Raw genomic sequence first — 14,724 nt, 5'->3', positions numbered from 1 at the left:
GATGCGGCGAGCAGGCGCTTCCGTTCAGAAAACGTCCGGCACGGTCCGGCGGATATGCGTGTCGTCGACGTAGTCGTTCGGGCGCTTCTGCCGCTTGCCGAACTCGGGTTCCGGGAACTTCACCCGCTCATAGGGGATCGAGGCGAGGATGTGCGAGATGCAGTTGATGCGCGCCCGCTTCTTGTCGTTGGAGGGCACGATCCACCAGGGGGCAAAGTCGGTATCGGTCATGCGGATCATCTCGTCGTAGGCGCGGGTATAGTCCCACCAGCGGCGATAGGATTCGACGTCCATCGGGCTTAATTTCCACTGGCGAGTCGGGTCGTCGACGCGCTGGCGGAAACGCCGTTCCTGTTCCTCTTCGCTGACATCGAGGAAATATTTGAGCAGCACGATGCCGCTCTCGATCATTGCCGCCTCGAAGCGCGGCGCAAGTTCGAGGAAGCGCCGCGCCTTCTCTTCGGTGCAGAAGCCCATGACGCGCTCGACGCCGGGGCGGTTGTACCAGGAGCGGTCGAAGATCACGACCTCGCCTGCCGCCGGCAGGTGCTGGATATAGCGCTGCATGTAGATCTGCGTCTTCTCCCGATCGGTCGGAGCGGGCAGGGCGACGACCCGGAAGACGCGCGGGCTGACGCACTCGGTAAGCCGCTTGATCACACCGCCCTTGCCAGCCGCGTCACGCCCCTCGAACACGATGACGACGCGGGCTCCCGTCTTCTTCACCCAGGCCTGGAGATGGGCGAGTTCGACGTGAAGCCGGGAGAGTTCCCTGGCATAGTCGCCGCTCGACTTCGTCGCCGTCTCGTGGAGTTCGGCGACTTTCCTGTCCGTTGCCTTGTCCTTGTTTTTATTCTTGTCCTTTTTGCCGTTCTTCCCGTTCTTGGCCATGCTGCTCTCCCATCTGGCGGTTGCATGCTTGTTTTCAACGGTTGTGACGTCGGCGCAGCGGAGGACGGCTCTACTGCGCGGCTTTCTCCGCATTGCTTTTCTCGAATGCGTCCAGCGCGTCATCGAGATCCTCGAAGATCATGTTTGGGCCGATCTTTGCGATCACGCCGGCTCGGTCGAGGATCTCGCGTGCTTCGAAATGCAGCTCGGCGATCGCGAGCGCGATGCCGCGTTTTCCCAGGTCGTCATGGACCTCGTCGAGCATGGCCGCTGCCGAACTGTCGATCTGGGCGATGGCGCTCGCATCCATCACAAACCAGCGGGTGTCCGCGGGCAGTTCATGGATCACGGCGCGCAGGCGCTCCCGGACATAGTCGGTGTTGAAGAAGAGAAGGCTGCCCTGGACGATGAATACGGCGAAGCCGGGCACCGGCCGTGCCGCCGGGTTGCGGTGGAGCTTGTAGAAGCCCTCGTGACCGGCAAGCCTGCCGAGCAGGGCGTCGCGCGGAAACATGGTCTTGTGCAATACGTAGACCAGTGTCGCGGCGATTGCCGTGACCACGCCCTCGAGAACGCCGAAGCTGATCGGCCCGGACATCGCGATCAGCGCGAAGACGAATTCGATGCGGCTGATGCGCCAGATCTCTCTGAGGGCGGAAATATCGATCAGGCTGAGCGCAGTTGCCACCAGCACCGCACCAAGCGTCGGAATCGGCAGGATGCGCAGGACGTCGCCGAAGTACAGGAGAACCGCCATCAGCGCCGCGGCCGCCACGATGCTTGCGATTTGCGACCGGCCGCCGACGCTGAAGTTCACCGCCGTGCGCGAGTCCGAAGCCGTGATGGGAAAGGTGCCGAAGAGCCCGGCAGCGATGTTCGCCGCACCGAAGCCCTCGAGTTCGCGGTTAGGATCGACGAGGTAGCCGCCCTTGGCTCCGAAACTGCGGGCGCCGATGATGCCGGAGCCGAAGCTCACCAGAAAGATGGCGCCGGCGCCGAGTAGGAGTGACTGGAAGGGGAGGCCAGAGACCGGCGGCAACGTCAGCGATGGCAGGCCGCTGGGGATGTCGCCGACGACCTTGATGCCATAGCTTTCGAAATCGAACAGCGCCGACAGCAACACGGCGAGCGCGACCACCAGCACCGGCCCGGGAATGCGCGACTGCATGACACGCGCCGCCTGCAGGAGCGCAAAAGACGCCGCGGCAAGCAGCAGCGACGGCCAATGGATCGACCCGGCCTTTCTGGCAAGCTCGAGGACGGGGGCGATCAGGCCGTCGGCCTCGATGTCGATGCCGGTGACCCGGTCGATCTGGCCGATCAGGATCGAAAGCGAGATGCCGGCAAAAAAGCCGATCAGGATGGGACGCGACAGAAAAGTCGCGAGCACGCCGAGCCGCACGGCGCGGGCGATCAGGCACAAGGCGCCAACGGCGAGCGCCAGCAACGCGGCCACGGTGACCCGGTCCTCGGTGACGCCAGGCGCTGCATAGACCGTGGTCAGCACCGCGGCCAGCACCGTCATGGTCGCGGCGTCCGGCCCGACGATCAGGCGCTGCGACGGGCCGAAGAGCGCATAGGCGATAAGCGGCGTGATGCTGGCATAAAGCCCGGTCTCCGGCGGCAGGCCGGCGATGGCCGGATAGGCGATGGCGCTCGGAAGGCCGACCGCCGCGATGGCGAGCCCGGCGGAAACGTCGTTGCGCAGCCAGCTCGCCTGGTAGCCGGCAAGGTTGGCAATCAGCGGTAGACGGGGGAGGGTGAGTTGCATCCCCATCACCTCCGGATCAATGGCCCGTGAGCACCAGGGTCTGGACGGGCAGGAGCAGCGCCTGGAGCCGGAGGATCGCCGCATGCACCAGACCGACCGTGTCGATGATATGCAGGTACGCCCAACGCCACGTGCTGATACCGGGCTCATGCAGCGCGTCGTGGTTGCTGGTGTAGGCGTTGGCGATGCAGCTGCTGCCGGGCGGGATGTCGAACAACTGGCCCTGGAAGAGCGGCTCCAGATAGGTCGTCAGCGTGCCGGGACGTGCCAGTTGCTGGACGTCGATGAGCTGGTCCGTCGGCCGGTACTGGCCGGCGGCGATGACGTCCTGGACCTCGGTGACCACCATCGGAATGATGGTAAAGGGTTTGCCGATGCAGGTGGCCTCGGCGATCATTCCCGTCTTCATCACCTGCGACTCGATCTGGCCGAAGCCGGCAATCAGGCCGATGCGCCGTTCTTCCGGCACGAGGATGCCGGCCGAGCGGATCATCGGATTGACGACGTCGCCGGGTCGAAGCGAGAATTGCTGCACGGTCCCGGCCACGCCGGCGCGCACGGTCGTCTTGTCCAGATCCACCTGTGCCTGGGCGAGCGCTGCCTCGGCGCTTGCCTTCTGCGCCGGCAGCAGCGAGGCGTCTGCTTGTTCGAAACGGCGGCGGCGAGCGCGCCCTTGCGACCGTCGGCTGCGACCTGCAGCCGCTCGATTTCGCGTCTTGCGACGATGTTGGGGTTCCGCTGGTTCAATTCGACCTGCGTCTGCAGTTCGTTCTGCGCCTGGAGATAGGCGCCCTCGGCTTGCGCGATCAGGCCGTCGGCGGAGGCGAGCTCGCTCTGCGCCACAGTTGTCTCGGCTTCGATTTCCGCGACGCGCCGACGTGCGGTTTCAAGTGCGGCCTGCTGCTCCGTATTGTCGAGACGGAAAAGCGGCGCACCGGCCGCGACCTTCTCGTTGGTGCCGACGAAGACTTCGGCGACGCGACCGTTCGACTCCGGCAGGATCGTGACGGTGCGGAACACCGCGGTGACATTCGTCGTCGAGGGGTGGAAGTAGAAGATCATCGTGATCAGCGACACGGTGAGGATCACGCAGGCGGTGATGCCGTAGCGCAGCTCGAACCACATCGAATAGAGATTGATCTCGCGGCCGATGCGCTTGCCCTGGACGAAGCGACGGAAGAGAAAGTCGGGAAAGATGGTGAGCATCGAGCAAATCAGAAATTCCAGCATGGCTCACCTCCTGCGCTCGATCTTGTCGTCGCCCTGGGCGACTTCGAGCGGCACCCATTCCGGGCCTTCCCCTCTTGGCGCTTCCGGTGGAGGCACTGCTGGCGGGGGCTCGGATATCGTTTCTCCGCTCGGCAGTGGCGCGCGTTCGTCCGCCCGATCTTCGCGGCGGGCAATCCTGGCGAGCGATCGGGCCATCGACCTGATGGGCGAGGCAAAGTCCGGAAACTCGATCATGGCAAGGATCAGCGCTGCGATCCAGAACAGGTGATTGTGGGTGAAGAGCGCGATCAGCGCTAAAACGCCGATGATCTGCAGCTGCGCCTTGCTGGCACCGTGTGCCATGTGTTCGGGAAGCGCGTGCAAACGCAGGTAGAATATCCCGACTAGGAAGACCAGGACCAGCACGAAGACGATCATCACATTGAACAGGACGTCCGTCTGCCCCGGCGCGGTGATGAAGACAGGCAGATGATCCACTGCCGCCGGATGCAACGTTTCTGCCATTTCATTTCCCTCGAAATACAGAACACCCCAACGGCCCCCATCATACGCATTAGACTTGGATTTCATAGCTTTAATGCGGATGGATTCCGTGGCGGCCCAAGAAAAGAGCGGCCCGACCTCGCTGATGCCTTACGCTACGGGAGGGCGCGCGCGTAGAGAGGCTGTCGTTGCTCCCTATGATTGTACAAATAATTGACGCTGCAACCTGTTTGAGTCAAGCCAAAACCAGTTCCCGAAACCTGAAATGCCATCCTTGCAGCGAGTTGCGTTTATGCCCTCGAAAACTGACCAGCCGCGCCTTTGCGCCCGTCCGCCCAGGAGTGTTTCATGGTTCTGCCGCTTCCGCCGATCGTTGCCGGTGTGCCTTCGCGAGCGAGCGCGCGGCTTGATTCAGCAAAAAAACACTTAGATACCTTCCGGCAACGCATCTTTTTGCCGTGTTGCGCATGCAAAGCGGATCTTCACGCGGCGTGATGGAGAGGGAACCGCTACGGGCAGGGCACGTTATCGGGTTTTCGGTTGATTCAAGTCGAAATCATCGTGATCTAGTGCTCGACGTGATTCCGTGTCCTCATTCCCGGGCTTCGAAGGGTATCGAATTTGCATTTCGTTGGAAAATTGACCGCCGTTACCCTTGCCATCCTGACCGGAGCCATGGCGCTCACCGGCGGCGGGCCCGCGAGCGCCCAGCAGGCGCAGCCGGCCCAGCAAGCCCCCCAGGCGGCGCAACCGGGCCAGCAGGCGCCACAAGCCACGCAGCCGGCCCCGGCGCCGGCGCAGCAGCCGCAACAGGCCCAGCCTGGCCAGCCAGCGCAGCCGGCCCCGCCGTCGCAGGCGGCCGTTGAGTCACCGGTCCTGGACCAGGCGACCCAGCAGCTTGCCAAGGCTGAAGGCGATCTCAGGCGGCTCGCCGGACGTGTCGAGAGCGCCAAGGACGACGATGCGCTGCTTGCCGAACTCAAGGTGCAGGTGGACGAGCTTTCGCAGCAGATCATCGCCGCGTCGGTCGCCACCCGCCCGCGGCTCGATGAGATCAAGGCGAGGCTCACCGAGCTTGGCGATCCGCCCGGCGCGGGGGCGCCACCGGAGCAACCGATCGTCACCGAGGAGAGGCAGCGCCTGCTCGCGGAGCGCGGGGCGATAAATGCATTCACCGGAACGGCGGAGAACCTCTCGGTCGAGGCGAAGAAACTCGCCAACGGCATTACGGCGACTAGGCGAGCGCTCTTCTCCAACACGCTGCTGAAGCACACGGAAATCTCGGCAACGACACTCGCCGTGGCGGTAACGACGACGATCGGGGAGACCCAGGCGTTGTCGCGCAGCGTTGGCAGTTGGCTGACCTTTGCCTGGAACTACAAGCGTGTGCCGCTTCTCATCGCGATTTTCCTCTCGCTCTGTGCGGCGCTGATCTTTCTGGCCGGCAGCCGCCGTCTCTTCGCGCCCTTCCTCCGCCACGATGGCGACGAGGAGGAGCCGAACTATTTCAGGAAGCTTTCGGTGGCCTTCTGGTCCACGGTGATCCCGACAGTGTCGGCAACCGCCTTCGCAATGTCGAGCTACTTTTTCCTCAATAACTTCAATGTGTTGCGGCCGGATATTGCGCCGATACTGGCGATCACGCTGGCGGTCGTCGTGGTGCTGCTCTTCATCACCAGCCTGGCGCAGGCTGTGCTGTCTCCGCGGCAATCGAATTGGCGTCTGGTGCGCGTTTCGGATCGCGGCGCCCGGATGCTGTTCATTTCGATCTGCGCCATGGCGGTGGTCAACGTCCTCGATTACCTCGCGGGAAGCATCAGCGAGTCTCTCGGTTCGCCGGTCATCCTGACCGTCGCCAAGAGCTTCGTGGCCTCGATCATCATCGGCCTGATCCTGATGTCGATGGCCTGGATCCGGCCGATGTTGCGGCCCGATGAGCCCTTCGATGCGCCGGGCCGGTCCTGGCCGCGCATCGTCTGGATTTCGCTTCTCCTCATGGGGGCGCTCCTTGTCGCCATCGCGCTCGGCGGCTACGTCGGCCTTGCCCGCTTCATCGCCACGCAGATCATCGTCACCGGCGCGATCCTGGTGACCATGTATATCGGCATTCTCACCGGCAGGTCGGTCTCCAAGCAGGGCGCCTTCGCGGAAACCAGGGTAGGGCGCTATCTCGAACGGCGCTTCCAGCTGGAGCAGGTGGGGCTCGACCAGATCGGGCTTGTGGCCGGCCTCGGCATCTATGCACTGGTGCTGTTGTTCTTCGTTCCGCTGATCCTCATGCAGTGGGGCTTCAAGATCGCCGACATCGAGTCGTGGACCTATCGCGTGCTGACCGAGATCAGGATCGGCACGATCACCATTTCGCTCGTCGGCCTGCTTGCCGGCCTCCTGTTCTTCGCGCTCGGCTTCGTCGTCACACGCTGGGTGCAGCGCTGGATCGACGGCAACGTCATGGCGCGCAGCCGCGTCGACGCGGGCGTGCGCAACTCGATCCGCACCGGCATCGGCTATGTTGGCGTCGGACTTGCCGGGCTCATCGGCCTGTCGGCGGCCGGCATCGACCTCTCGAGCCTCGCGCTCGTCGCCGGTGCTCTCTCCCTCGGCGTCGGCTTCGGCTTGCAGAACATCGTCTCGAACTTCGTCTCGGGCCTGATCCTGCTCGTCGAGCGGCCCTTCAAGGTGGGCGACTGGATCGTCAGCGGCACGACCGAAGGTTTTGTCCGTCGCATCTCGGTCCGCGCGACAGAGATCGAGACTTTCCAGCATCAGTCGATCATGATGCCGAATTCGCTGCTCATCAATGCGTCGGTCGGCAACTGGACGCACCGCAACAAGCTCGGCCGTTCGGAAATAACCGTCACCGTCACCTATGCCAGCGATCCGCGCCGGGTGATCGAGCTCCTGCAGGAGATCGCCGCCGCCCATCCGACGGTGCTGAAGAACCCGGCACCGTCTGTCGGCTTCACCGCCTTCGGGGACGAGCGCATGACCTTCGAACTGCGCATCTATGTCGCCGACGTGCTGACTGCGGGTAACGTGCGCAACGATATCCGCGTCACGATCTACGAGCGCTTCCGCGATGAGGGCATCGGCTCGCCATTCCCGCTGAAGATCGAGGATACGACGCCGGAGGAAGAGGTGCCGACCGAGGCCGAGCCCTCGCTCGGGGCAGAGCCCGAGCCTCCCGCCGAAGTAGAAGAGGCGTCGGAAACCGAGCCGCGCAGCATCGCCAAGCGCGGATCGCGCGGTGGGTGAGGAGCGGCCGACGGTTGCGGGCCAGTGGAACTGCGCGCACGGCGGTCCCACCCACTTCTCAGTTGAATTGCCGGGGCAGGGCCATCAATAGATCCTCAGCCCCGTAGCTTGAGGTGTGTATTGCGCAGGTGCACGCTGTGCTTGTGTGTCGCATGCGTCGATCACCACAAAGCTGCCGCTCAATTGTCAGCAAATCGCCCCGGTACCGCCCCATCGAGCACTCTTAAGCGGTCCATCGTAACCAGCTCGTCATCGCGTTTTTACGCGAGGAACGAGCGACGGCTGCATGGGTCCTGAAGTCGTATTCGGCTTCAAGGACGAGACCATGCAGCGATTCAAGTGTTGCAGCGACCTTTATGCGTCTGGGAAGACGCGCGGCGCTGTCAGGCGGTACTGCTGCCGATCAAGTCATGCACGTTACAGAGGAATGAACATGATCACTCGTTATAAAGCCGTTGCAACGTTGACCGCTGCGGTCTTCGGCATGATGACCTACAGCCCGGCGTTCGCGTTGGAAGTGGCTCAAGCGCAACAGACGCAGCCGCAACAGACGCAGCCGATGCAAGGCCAGCCCGATAGCGGCGGCGCGGCCGTAAGCGATCAGAAAATCGAGGCCTTTGCCGTTGCTTATCTGCAAGTCGACAAGGTCCGGCAGGAATATTCGGCCAAGATCGAAGCGACCCCGGATCAGGCCGCCAAGGAGAAGCTGAAGAACGAAGCCAGCCAGCAGATGGTCCAGGCCGTCGAAGCTTCTCAGGGAATCTCGGTCGAGGAATACACGTCCATTCTGACTGCCGCCCAGAACGACCCGGCCTTGGCCAAGAAGGTTCAGGAAAAGATCCAGACCTCGGCCCCGGCGCAGCCGAATTCTGCACCGGCGCAGCAATAAGAAGACACGGCGGCACCCCGACAGCCGTGCCCGCCTACAGCACCCCGCGCGTCCATAGACGCGCGGGCGTCGCTGCTTGTTAGTATTTTGACGGAACGTAGAGCTCCGGCGGCAATACTTTGCGCTCGTAGTCGGGATTGAAGACACGCTCGGGCAGGGTGATGTCCTCGTGGGGCACGTCCTCGTAGGGGATCTGGTGGAGCAGGTGGTCGATGCAGTTGAGCCGGGCGCGTTTCTTGTCGTTGCCCTCGACGATGTACCACGGCGCTTCCGGGATGTTGGTGCGGGCGAAGGTCTCTTCCTTGGCCTTGGTGTAGGCTTCCCATCGCACCCGCGACTGCAGGTCCATGGGCGACAGCTTCCACTGCTTCAGCGGGTCGTGGATGCGCACGAGGAACCGCATCTGCTGTTCCTCGTCGGTAATCGAGAACCAGTATTTGACCAGCCGGACGCCGGAGCGCACAAGCATGCGCTCGAACTCCGGCACATCGTGGAAGAATTGTTCGACTTGGTCTTCGGTGGCGAAACCCATGACGCGCTCGACCCCGGAACGGTTGTACCAGGACCGGTCGAAGAGCACGATCTCGCCGCCGGCCGGCAGATGCGGCACGTAACGCTGGAAATACCATTGCGTCTTTTCTCGATCAGAAGGGGCCGGCAGCGCCACGACCTTCACGATGCGCGGGTTGAGACGCTGGGTGATGCGCTTGATCACGCCGCCCTTGCCGGCGGAGTCACGCCCCTCGAAGATCACGACGACCTTCTCCTTGTGATAGGCGACCCAATCCTGCAGCTTGATCAGCTCTGCCTGCAGCTTGAGCAGCGCGCGGAAGTATTCGATGCGCGGGATCGACGGTGGGTGTGCCTTGCGGTAGACCTTGCGGATCTCTTCGGAAAGGGCTGGCTCGGAAAGCTCGAGCTCGTAGTCCTCGTCGAGCGTGTCCGCCAGTTCTGCTTCCAGCCAATCCGGGCCTGCGGCGTCTTCTGAGTTTTTCATGGTATCTCTCCGGCGTCTCACCGTGGACCGCGGTGTCTTGCGACTGTCACACAACCGCATGAAAGAAATTTGAACCGTTGGTGGCCATCGCCATCGGGGCCGCTCCTTCGTCATGGACAGCACGCTTCTTTAGCGCGCATCACAAGGTTTTGATTTTACTCCTATCTTTGCCACCATACGCTCTTGGTCGCGGGTTTGAAGCCCACATCAGGGAGGAGACCATGAAACGCGCAGTTGCACTTGTCGCGGCCGCCTTGGCCTGTTCGGTCGTGTCCGCCCACGCTCAGGACACAAGCATGAGCTTCTTCGTCACCAGCGCCAATCCCGGCAAGGGCGGCGATCTCGGCGGCCTTGCCGGGGCGGATGCCTATTGCGCCCAGCTCGCGACGGCTACCGGTTCGACCGGCAAGACCTGGAAAGCCTATCTTTCCACCGATGCGGAAAACGCCAAGGACCGCATCGGAAGCGGCCCATGGTACAACGCCAAAGGCGAGAAGATCGCCGATGATGTCGCGTCGCTCCACAGCGACAAGAACAACCTGACCAAGCAGACGGCCCTCAACGAGAAGGGCGAGGTCATCAACGGCCGCGGCGACACGCCGAATCGCCACGACATGCTGACCGGCTCCAACCCGGACGGTACGGCTGCGGCTGACACCTGCGGCAACTGGACTATGGGCGCAGCCGAAGGGGCGGCAATGGTCGGCCACAGCGACCGCGCAGGTCTCGATGAGTCCGCGCCGGCAAAGTCCTGGAATTCCTCGCACAAGACGCGCGGCGGCTGCACGGTGGAGGCGTTCAAGAGCACCGGCGGCGACGGCCTTTTCTACTGCTTCGCCGCGAACTGAGGCAGGGTGCATGTCGACTGCGCCGTGATACGGTCGCCCGCGAAGGCTGCGCGGTAGCCGGCCCTGCCTGCTACCACCGCCTGCTACCACCGCCTGCATCGCCGCCATTCGCCGGGGCCCGTCTCGACCATTTTGGCGAACACCCGGGTGAAGTGGCTCTGGTCGGCGAAGCCGCAGCTGTTGGCGATCTCCGTGATCGACAGGCTCGTGTTCAAGAGCAGGTCCTGGGCGCGCTCGATACGACGGGCCAGCAGCCATCGATGCGGCGGGGCGCCGGTCGTTTCCTTGAAGGCGCGGGCAAAATGGCTGCGTGAGAGACCGCATTCATGGGCGAGTTCCTCGAGCGCGATGTCGCCGTCGAGATGCGCCATGAGGATCTCCTTGGCGCGCCGCTCCTGCCAGGGCGCGAGACCACCGCGCTTTGGCCTGCGCCCGCCCGGCATATCGCCGTAGGCGCTGCCCAGATGGCCGAGCAGGGCCATGCCGACATGATCGAGGAAAAGCTGACTGGCCTGCTCGGGTGCCTCAAGTGACGGCAGCAGGCTGGTTCCGAGACTCCGGACGACGACGTCGTCGAGGGGAACGCCCGGGGCAATGCCGATCGTGCTCGTCCGCGAAACGCCGCGTTCCTCGGCGATCCTGTCGAGCGACTGGCGCGATATATAGATCGCCAGGCAATCGATAGGGTCGGTGAGGACGGAAGAGTGCTCGCAATTCAGGTCCAGCAGCGTGAATTGCCCGCCTCTGATCGGCGCAATCGTGACCGGGCGACCCTCCACCCAGTAGGGGTGGGGCTCAAGATCGAGCAGTTGCAGACAGACAAGATAGCCGTCCTCCCGTTCGATCCGGCCCAGGCGCCCGCTTTCCCTCTTCCCCCAACTGACGCGGGTGGCGGCGAAGTCTGTCCTTTGCAGTCGCTGCACAAGAATGCTCGGCGGCGCTTCGGCCCCGACAGCCTCGCCCAACCGCTCGCCATAAGCTCCGCCGGCCATACGCGAACTCCCAATAAGAGAAATTTCTGGTCGAGGTTCGGTGTTGTTTTGTTCTTGAGACGCCCCACAAGAACATAGCACTTTCGTACAAAATGCAGCAACAGAGGCGCTGGCGCGCTCGGCGCGCCTGCATAAGCTTGTGCGCGCACTCCCGTAAATCGATTAATCGGCCGAAAGCGAACACGCCGTTCCCCAGCAAGGAGTCTGCGTTACCATGTCCGAAGATGACACACCCGAAAGCGGGGAAGCGCGATTATCGGGCGGCGCAGAGACCGTCCATTACGAATTTTCCCGACGCGACGTTCTGCAGATGGCCGCAGGGGCCGCGACGCTAGCGGCCATTCCACCCGGCACGGCAGAGGCCGCGTCGTCGACCACCGCACCCACAAACCAGGAGGGCACGAGCGTGACGCCAGCGCGCATTAGACTGACAGTCAACGGACATTTGCGCGAACTGGAGCTCGATCGACGCCAGTCGCTGCTCGACGTCCTTCGCGAAACGCTCGACCTTACTGGCACGAAGAAGGGCTGCAACCAGGGCGCCTGCGGAGCATGCACCATCCTGGTCGATGGCAAGCGGATCAATTCCTGTCTGACGCTCGCGGTGATGCATGACGGCGCCGCGATCACGACGATCGAGGGGCTGTCGAAGGGCGACGAGCTCCATCCGCTGCAGGCCGCCTTCATCGAGCACGACGGACTCCAGTGCGGCTTCTGCACCTCCGGGCAGATCATGTCCGGCGTCGGCTGCATCGCCGAGGGCCACGCCCATTTGCCGGAGGAGATCCGATTCTGGATGAGCGGCAACATCTGTCGGTGCGGGGCATATCCGGGCATCGTCGCCGCTGTCGCTGATGCCGCCGGGAGGACCTGACCATGCTCCCATTCGGTTACGAAAAGGCCCGCAGCGAGCAGGAGGCGATCGCCGCCGCGGCCGCGGGCGCACGCTATATCGCCGGCGGGACAACGCTCATCGACCTCATGCGGGAGGAGGTGGAGCGTCCCGAACGGCTCGTCGACATCAACGCGCTTCCGCTCGGAGGCATTCGCGTCGAAGGCTCCGATCTCGTCATCGGGGCGCTTGCCCGGATGACGGAGATCGCCGCCCATCCCGACACCTTGCGTCTGCAGCCGCTCGTCGCCGAATCCCTGATCGAAGGCGCATCGCCGCAGTTGCGCAACGTCGCCTCGATCGGCGGAAACCTCCTGCAGCGCGTGCGCTGTCCTTACTTCCGCATGCTCGATGCACCATGCAACAAGCGCGAGCCGGGCTCGGGCTGCTCCGCGATCGATGGGCTCAACGGAGGTCACGCCATCCTCGGCGTCAGCGATCATTGCATCGCCACCCACCCGTCGGATGTTGCGGTCGCGCTGATTGCGCTCGATGCGACGATGCGCGTGCGCGGACCGGAAGGCGAGCGCACCTTTCCCGTCGAGGAGCTTTTCCGGCTGCCGGGCGATACGCCGCATCTCGAACACACGCTCGAGCCGGGCGAACTGATCCTCGATGTGCGCGTCCCCAGCGGTCCCCACAGCCGTCGCGCACGATACCTCAAGGTGCGTGACCGCGAGTCCTACGAGTTCGCCCTGGTCTCGGCGGCCGTTGCCATGGAGACGGAGGGCGGCGTGATCCGCTCGGCCCGGATCGCCTGCGGCGGGGTCGGGACCCGCCCGTGGCGGATGCGCGCCTCGGAGGCGGAACTGATCGGCAAGGAGCCCTCCCGCCCAGTCTTCGAGGCGGCTGCGCGGCTGGCGGCCGACGGCGCACGGCCGGCTACCGGCAATCACTACAAGGTCGAACTCCTGCAGCGGACGATCGTCCGTACGCTCGAAATGGTCGGAGAAATGGCATGACGAACGTCATCGGACAACCGCTTCCCCGCATCGACGGCCGCGCCAAGGTAACCGGCGGCGCGCGCTACGCGGCCGATTTCAACCAGAAGGGCCAGGCCTATGCGGTGATCGTCAGCGCCACGGCCGGTCTTGGCCGCATCACGGAGATCGGCGCGGACGCCGTCTCCGGCATGCCGGGCGTAATCGCGGTCATCAGCCATCTCAATGCGCCGCGCCTTGCCTATGGCGAGCACAAGGGGGTGATCGATCCCGCCATCGGCGAACGACTGCATGTGTTGCAGGACGATCAGGTGCGCTTCTGGGGCCAGCCGGTGGCGATCGTCGTCGCGGACTCGCTCGACCATGCCGAACGCGCCGCCGCGGCACTTGATGTTGCTTACGCGGCCGAGCGGCCGACGGTCGATCCGACGGGCCTGATCGCGGCTGCCGTTGTCCCGGAGGCGGCCACCAGAGAGGGCGCGCGGACGCTCGCCGACGCTGCGCGGGGCGATGCGGACGCCGCGCTTGAGAGCGCGGAGGTGAAAGTCGACGAGAGCTACGACATCGCGCGGGAAAACCACAATCCGATGGAGCCGCACGCGACCATCGCGGCCTGGGACGGCGACCGGCTGACGCTCTGGAGCAAGAGCCAGTATGTCATCAACGAACAGGCCGAGATCGCGGCGATCTTCGGCCTGCCGGTGGAGAATGTGCAGGTGATCTGTCCTTTCGTCGGCGGCGCCTTCGGCACGAGCCTCAGGACCTGGCCGCATGTCACGCTCGCGGCCGTCGCGGCGCGTGAGGTGGGTCGGCCGGTCAAGCTGGTCCTGACCCGCAAGCAGATGTTCTACATCACCGGCCACCGTCCGCGCACGCTCCAGCGCATCGCGCTCGGGGCTGCGAAAGACGGCAAGCTCAAGAGCCTGATCCATGAGGGCTTCGGAGAGACGAGCCGCTACGAGGAGTTCATCGAGGCGCTGACCTCGGTCTCCGGTTTCCTCTATTCATGCGCCGATGTGCGCACCAGCTATCGCCTTGTGAAGCTGGACACCGGCACGCCGACCTATATGCGTGGCCCGGGCGAGGCGAGTGGCGTCTTCGCGCTCGAATGCGCCATGGACGAGCTGTCCTACAAGCTCGGGCTCGACCCGATCGAACTGCGCCGCCTAAACGAGCCCGAGATCGACGAGGCCGCAGGCAAGCCGTTTTCCAGCCGGTCGCTGATGAAGTGCTACGATGCCGGTGCCGAGCGCTTCGGCTGGTCGAAGCGGGATCCGAAACCGCGCTCGATGCGCGATGGGCGGCTCTTGATCGGCATGGGTGTCGCGTCCGCGAGTTACCCGGCGTTTCACGCTCCCTCGAGCGCGCTCGCACGCCTGCTTCCCGACGGCACTGCAGAAATCGAGGTGGCGGCGAGCGACATGGGGCCGGGGACCTATACGTCGATGACGCAGGTCGCTGCCGAGACGCTTGGCCTGCCGATCGAAAGCGTCCGCTTCAGCCTCGGCCGCTCGGATTTTCCGCCGGCTCCCTCC

At 64.1% G+C, this 14,724-nt stretch carries 11 protein-coding genes and 1 pseudogene; 6 read left to right on the top strand and 6 right to left on the bottom strand.

Going from position 1 to position 14,724, the window contains the following annotated elements; all coding sequences use genetic code 11:
* Window positions 1-24 precede the first annotated feature (24 nt).
* The 4 genes and pseudogenes from ppk2 (QN222_RS02330) to QN222_RS02315 all read right to left on the bottom strand — a co-directional run bounded on the left by ppk2 (QN222_RS02330) (window position 25) and on the right by QN222_RS02315 (window position 4,396).
* Window positions 25-891 carry a polyphosphate kinase 2 gene (gene ppk2 / locus QN222_RS02330; RefSeq protein WP_283965592.1) on the bottom strand — a complete coding sequence of 289 codons (867 nt, stop codon included), beginning with the start codon at window positions 889-891 and terminating at the stop codon, window positions 25-27.
* A gap of 70 nt (window positions 892-961) precedes the next feature.
* The gene (locus tag QN222_RS02325; RefSeq protein WP_283965591.1) at window positions 962-2,662 is read right to left on the bottom strand and encodes a SulP family inorganic anion transporter; all 1,701 of its coding nucleotides are present in this window, start codon (window positions 2,660-2,662) and stop codon (window positions 962-964) included.
* 16 nt (window positions 2,663-2,678) lie between these two features.
* Window positions 2,679-3,892 (bottom strand): annotated as a pseudogene (locus QN222_RS02320) (HlyD family secretion protein).
* A 3-nt stretch (window positions 3,893-3,895) separates the two neighbouring features.
* Window positions 3,896-4,396 (bottom strand): hypothetical protein, encoded by a 501-nt coding sequence (locus QN222_RS02315; protein ID WP_283964791.1) that lies wholly within the window; start codon window positions 4,394-4,396, stop codon window positions 3,896-3,898.
* 654 nt (window positions 4,397-5,050) lie between these two features.
* Here QN222_RS02315 and QN222_RS02310 point away from each other — a divergent pair.
* Window positions 5,051-7,630: a mechanosensitive ion channel family protein gene (locus tag QN222_RS02310; RefSeq protein ID WP_283964795.1), complete on the top strand. Its 2,580-nt coding sequence runs from the start codon at window positions 5,051-5,053 to the stop codon at window positions 7,628-7,630.
* A 433-nt stretch (window positions 7,631-8,063) separates the two neighbouring features.
* Window positions 8,064-8,519, top strand: a complete 456-nt coding sequence (locus QN222_RS02305) for a DUF4168 domain-containing protein (protein ID WP_283964794.1) — start codon at window positions 8,064-8,066, stop codon at window positions 8,517-8,519.
* A 79-nt stretch (window positions 8,520-8,598) separates the two neighbouring features.
* Here QN222_RS02305 and ppk2 (QN222_RS02300) read toward each other — a convergent pair whose 3' ends face one another.
* A complete protein-coding gene (gene ppk2, locus QN222_RS02300) occupies window positions 8,599-9,516 on the bottom strand; it encodes a polyphosphate kinase 2 (RefSeq protein ID WP_283964790.1) in 918 nt (305 codons plus the stop codon).
* Between the two features lie 221 nt (window positions 9,517-9,737).
* Here ppk2 (QN222_RS02300) and QN222_RS02295 point away from each other — a divergent pair, with 221 nt between their 5' ends.
* Window positions 9,738-10,364: a hypothetical protein gene (locus QN222_RS02295; RefSeq protein ID WP_283964789.1), complete on the top strand. Its 627-nt coding sequence runs from the start codon at window positions 9,738-9,740 to the stop codon at window positions 10,362-10,364.
* A gap of 83 nt (window positions 10,365-10,447) precedes the next feature.
* Here the strand turns inward: QN222_RS02295 and QN222_RS02290 are convergent, their stop codons facing one another.
* Complete coding sequence (locus QN222_RS02290) at window positions 10,448-11,356, bottom strand: AraC family transcriptional regulator (RefSeq protein ID WP_283964788.1); 909 nt, start codon at window positions 11,354-11,356, stop codon at window positions 10,448-10,450.
* Window positions 11,357-11,666: 310 nt separating this feature from the next.
* Here QN222_RS02290 and QN222_RS02285 point away from each other — a divergent pair, with 310 nt between their 5' ends.
* The 3 genes from QN222_RS02285 to QN222_RS02275 form a co-directional block, all read left to right on the top strand.
* Entirely contained in the window at window positions 11,667-12,230 is a 564-nt protein-coding gene (locus QN222_RS02285) for a (2Fe-2S)-binding protein (protein WP_284005242.1), read from the top strand.
* A 2-nt stretch (window positions 12,231-12,232) separates the two neighbouring features.
* On the top strand, window positions 12,233-13,210 hold the full coding sequence (locus tag QN222_RS02280; protein WP_284005207.1) for a xanthine dehydrogenase family protein subunit M: 978 nt from the start codon (window positions 12,233-12,235) through the stop codon (window positions 13,208-13,210).
* A partial coding sequence (locus QN222_RS02275) for a xanthine dehydrogenase family protein molybdopterin-binding subunit (protein ID WP_284005206.1) occupies window positions 13,207-14,724 on the top strand: 1,518 nt, incomplete at its 3' end. The genes QN222_RS02280 and QN222_RS02275, both read left to right, overlap by 4 nt.

Source organism: Sinorhizobium sp. 6-70 (assembly GCF_030124375.1).
Taxonomy (GTDB): domain Bacteria; phylum Pseudomonadota; class Alphaproteobacteria; order Rhizobiales; family Rhizobiaceae; genus Sinorhizobium.
The sequence above is the reverse complement of the archived record's forward strand: the minus strand, read 5'-3'. Positions and strand labels throughout refer to the sequence as shown.

What these genes read in the sequence shown, in the direction of transcription:
- ppk2 (WP_283965592.1), bottom strand. Translation starts at nt 891, where the DNA reads ATGGCCAAGAACGGGAAGAACGGCAAAAAGGACAAGAATAAAAACAAG.
- QN222_RS02325 (WP_283965591.1), bottom strand. Translation starts at nt 2,662, where the DNA reads ATGCAACTCACCCTCCCCCGTCTACCGCTGATTGCCAACCTTGCCGGC.
- QN222_RS02315 (WP_283964791.1), bottom strand. Translation starts at nt 4,396, where the DNA reads ATGGCAGAAACGTTGCATCCGGCGGCAGTGGATCATCTGCCTGTCTTC.
- QN222_RS02310 (WP_283964795.1), top strand. Translation starts at nt 5,051, where the DNA reads ATGGCGCTCACCGGCGGCGGGCCCGCGAGCGCCCAGCAGGCGCAGCCG.
- QN222_RS02305 (WP_283964794.1), top strand. Translation starts at nt 8,064, where the DNA reads ATGATCACTCGTTATAAAGCCGTTGCAACGTTGACCGCTGCGGTCTTC.
- ppk2 (WP_283964790.1), bottom strand. Translation starts at nt 9,516, where the DNA reads ATGAAAAACTCAGAAGACGCCGCAGGCCCGGATTGGCTGGAAGCAGAA.
- QN222_RS02295 (WP_283964789.1), top strand. Translation starts at nt 9,738, where the DNA reads ATGAAACGCGCAGTTGCACTTGTCGCGGCCGCCTTGGCCTGTTCGGTC.
- QN222_RS02290 (WP_283964788.1), bottom strand. Translation starts at nt 11,356, where the DNA reads ATGGCCGGCGGAGCTTATGGCGAGCGGTTGGGCGAGGCTGTCGGGGCC.
- QN222_RS02285 (WP_284005242.1), top strand. Translation starts at nt 11,667, where the DNA reads ATGGCCGCAGGGGCCGCGACGCTAGCGGCCATTCCACCCGGCACGGCA.
- QN222_RS02280 (WP_284005207.1), top strand. Translation starts at nt 12,233, where the DNA reads ATGCTCCCATTCGGTTACGAAAAGGCCCGCAGCGAGCAGGAGGCGATC.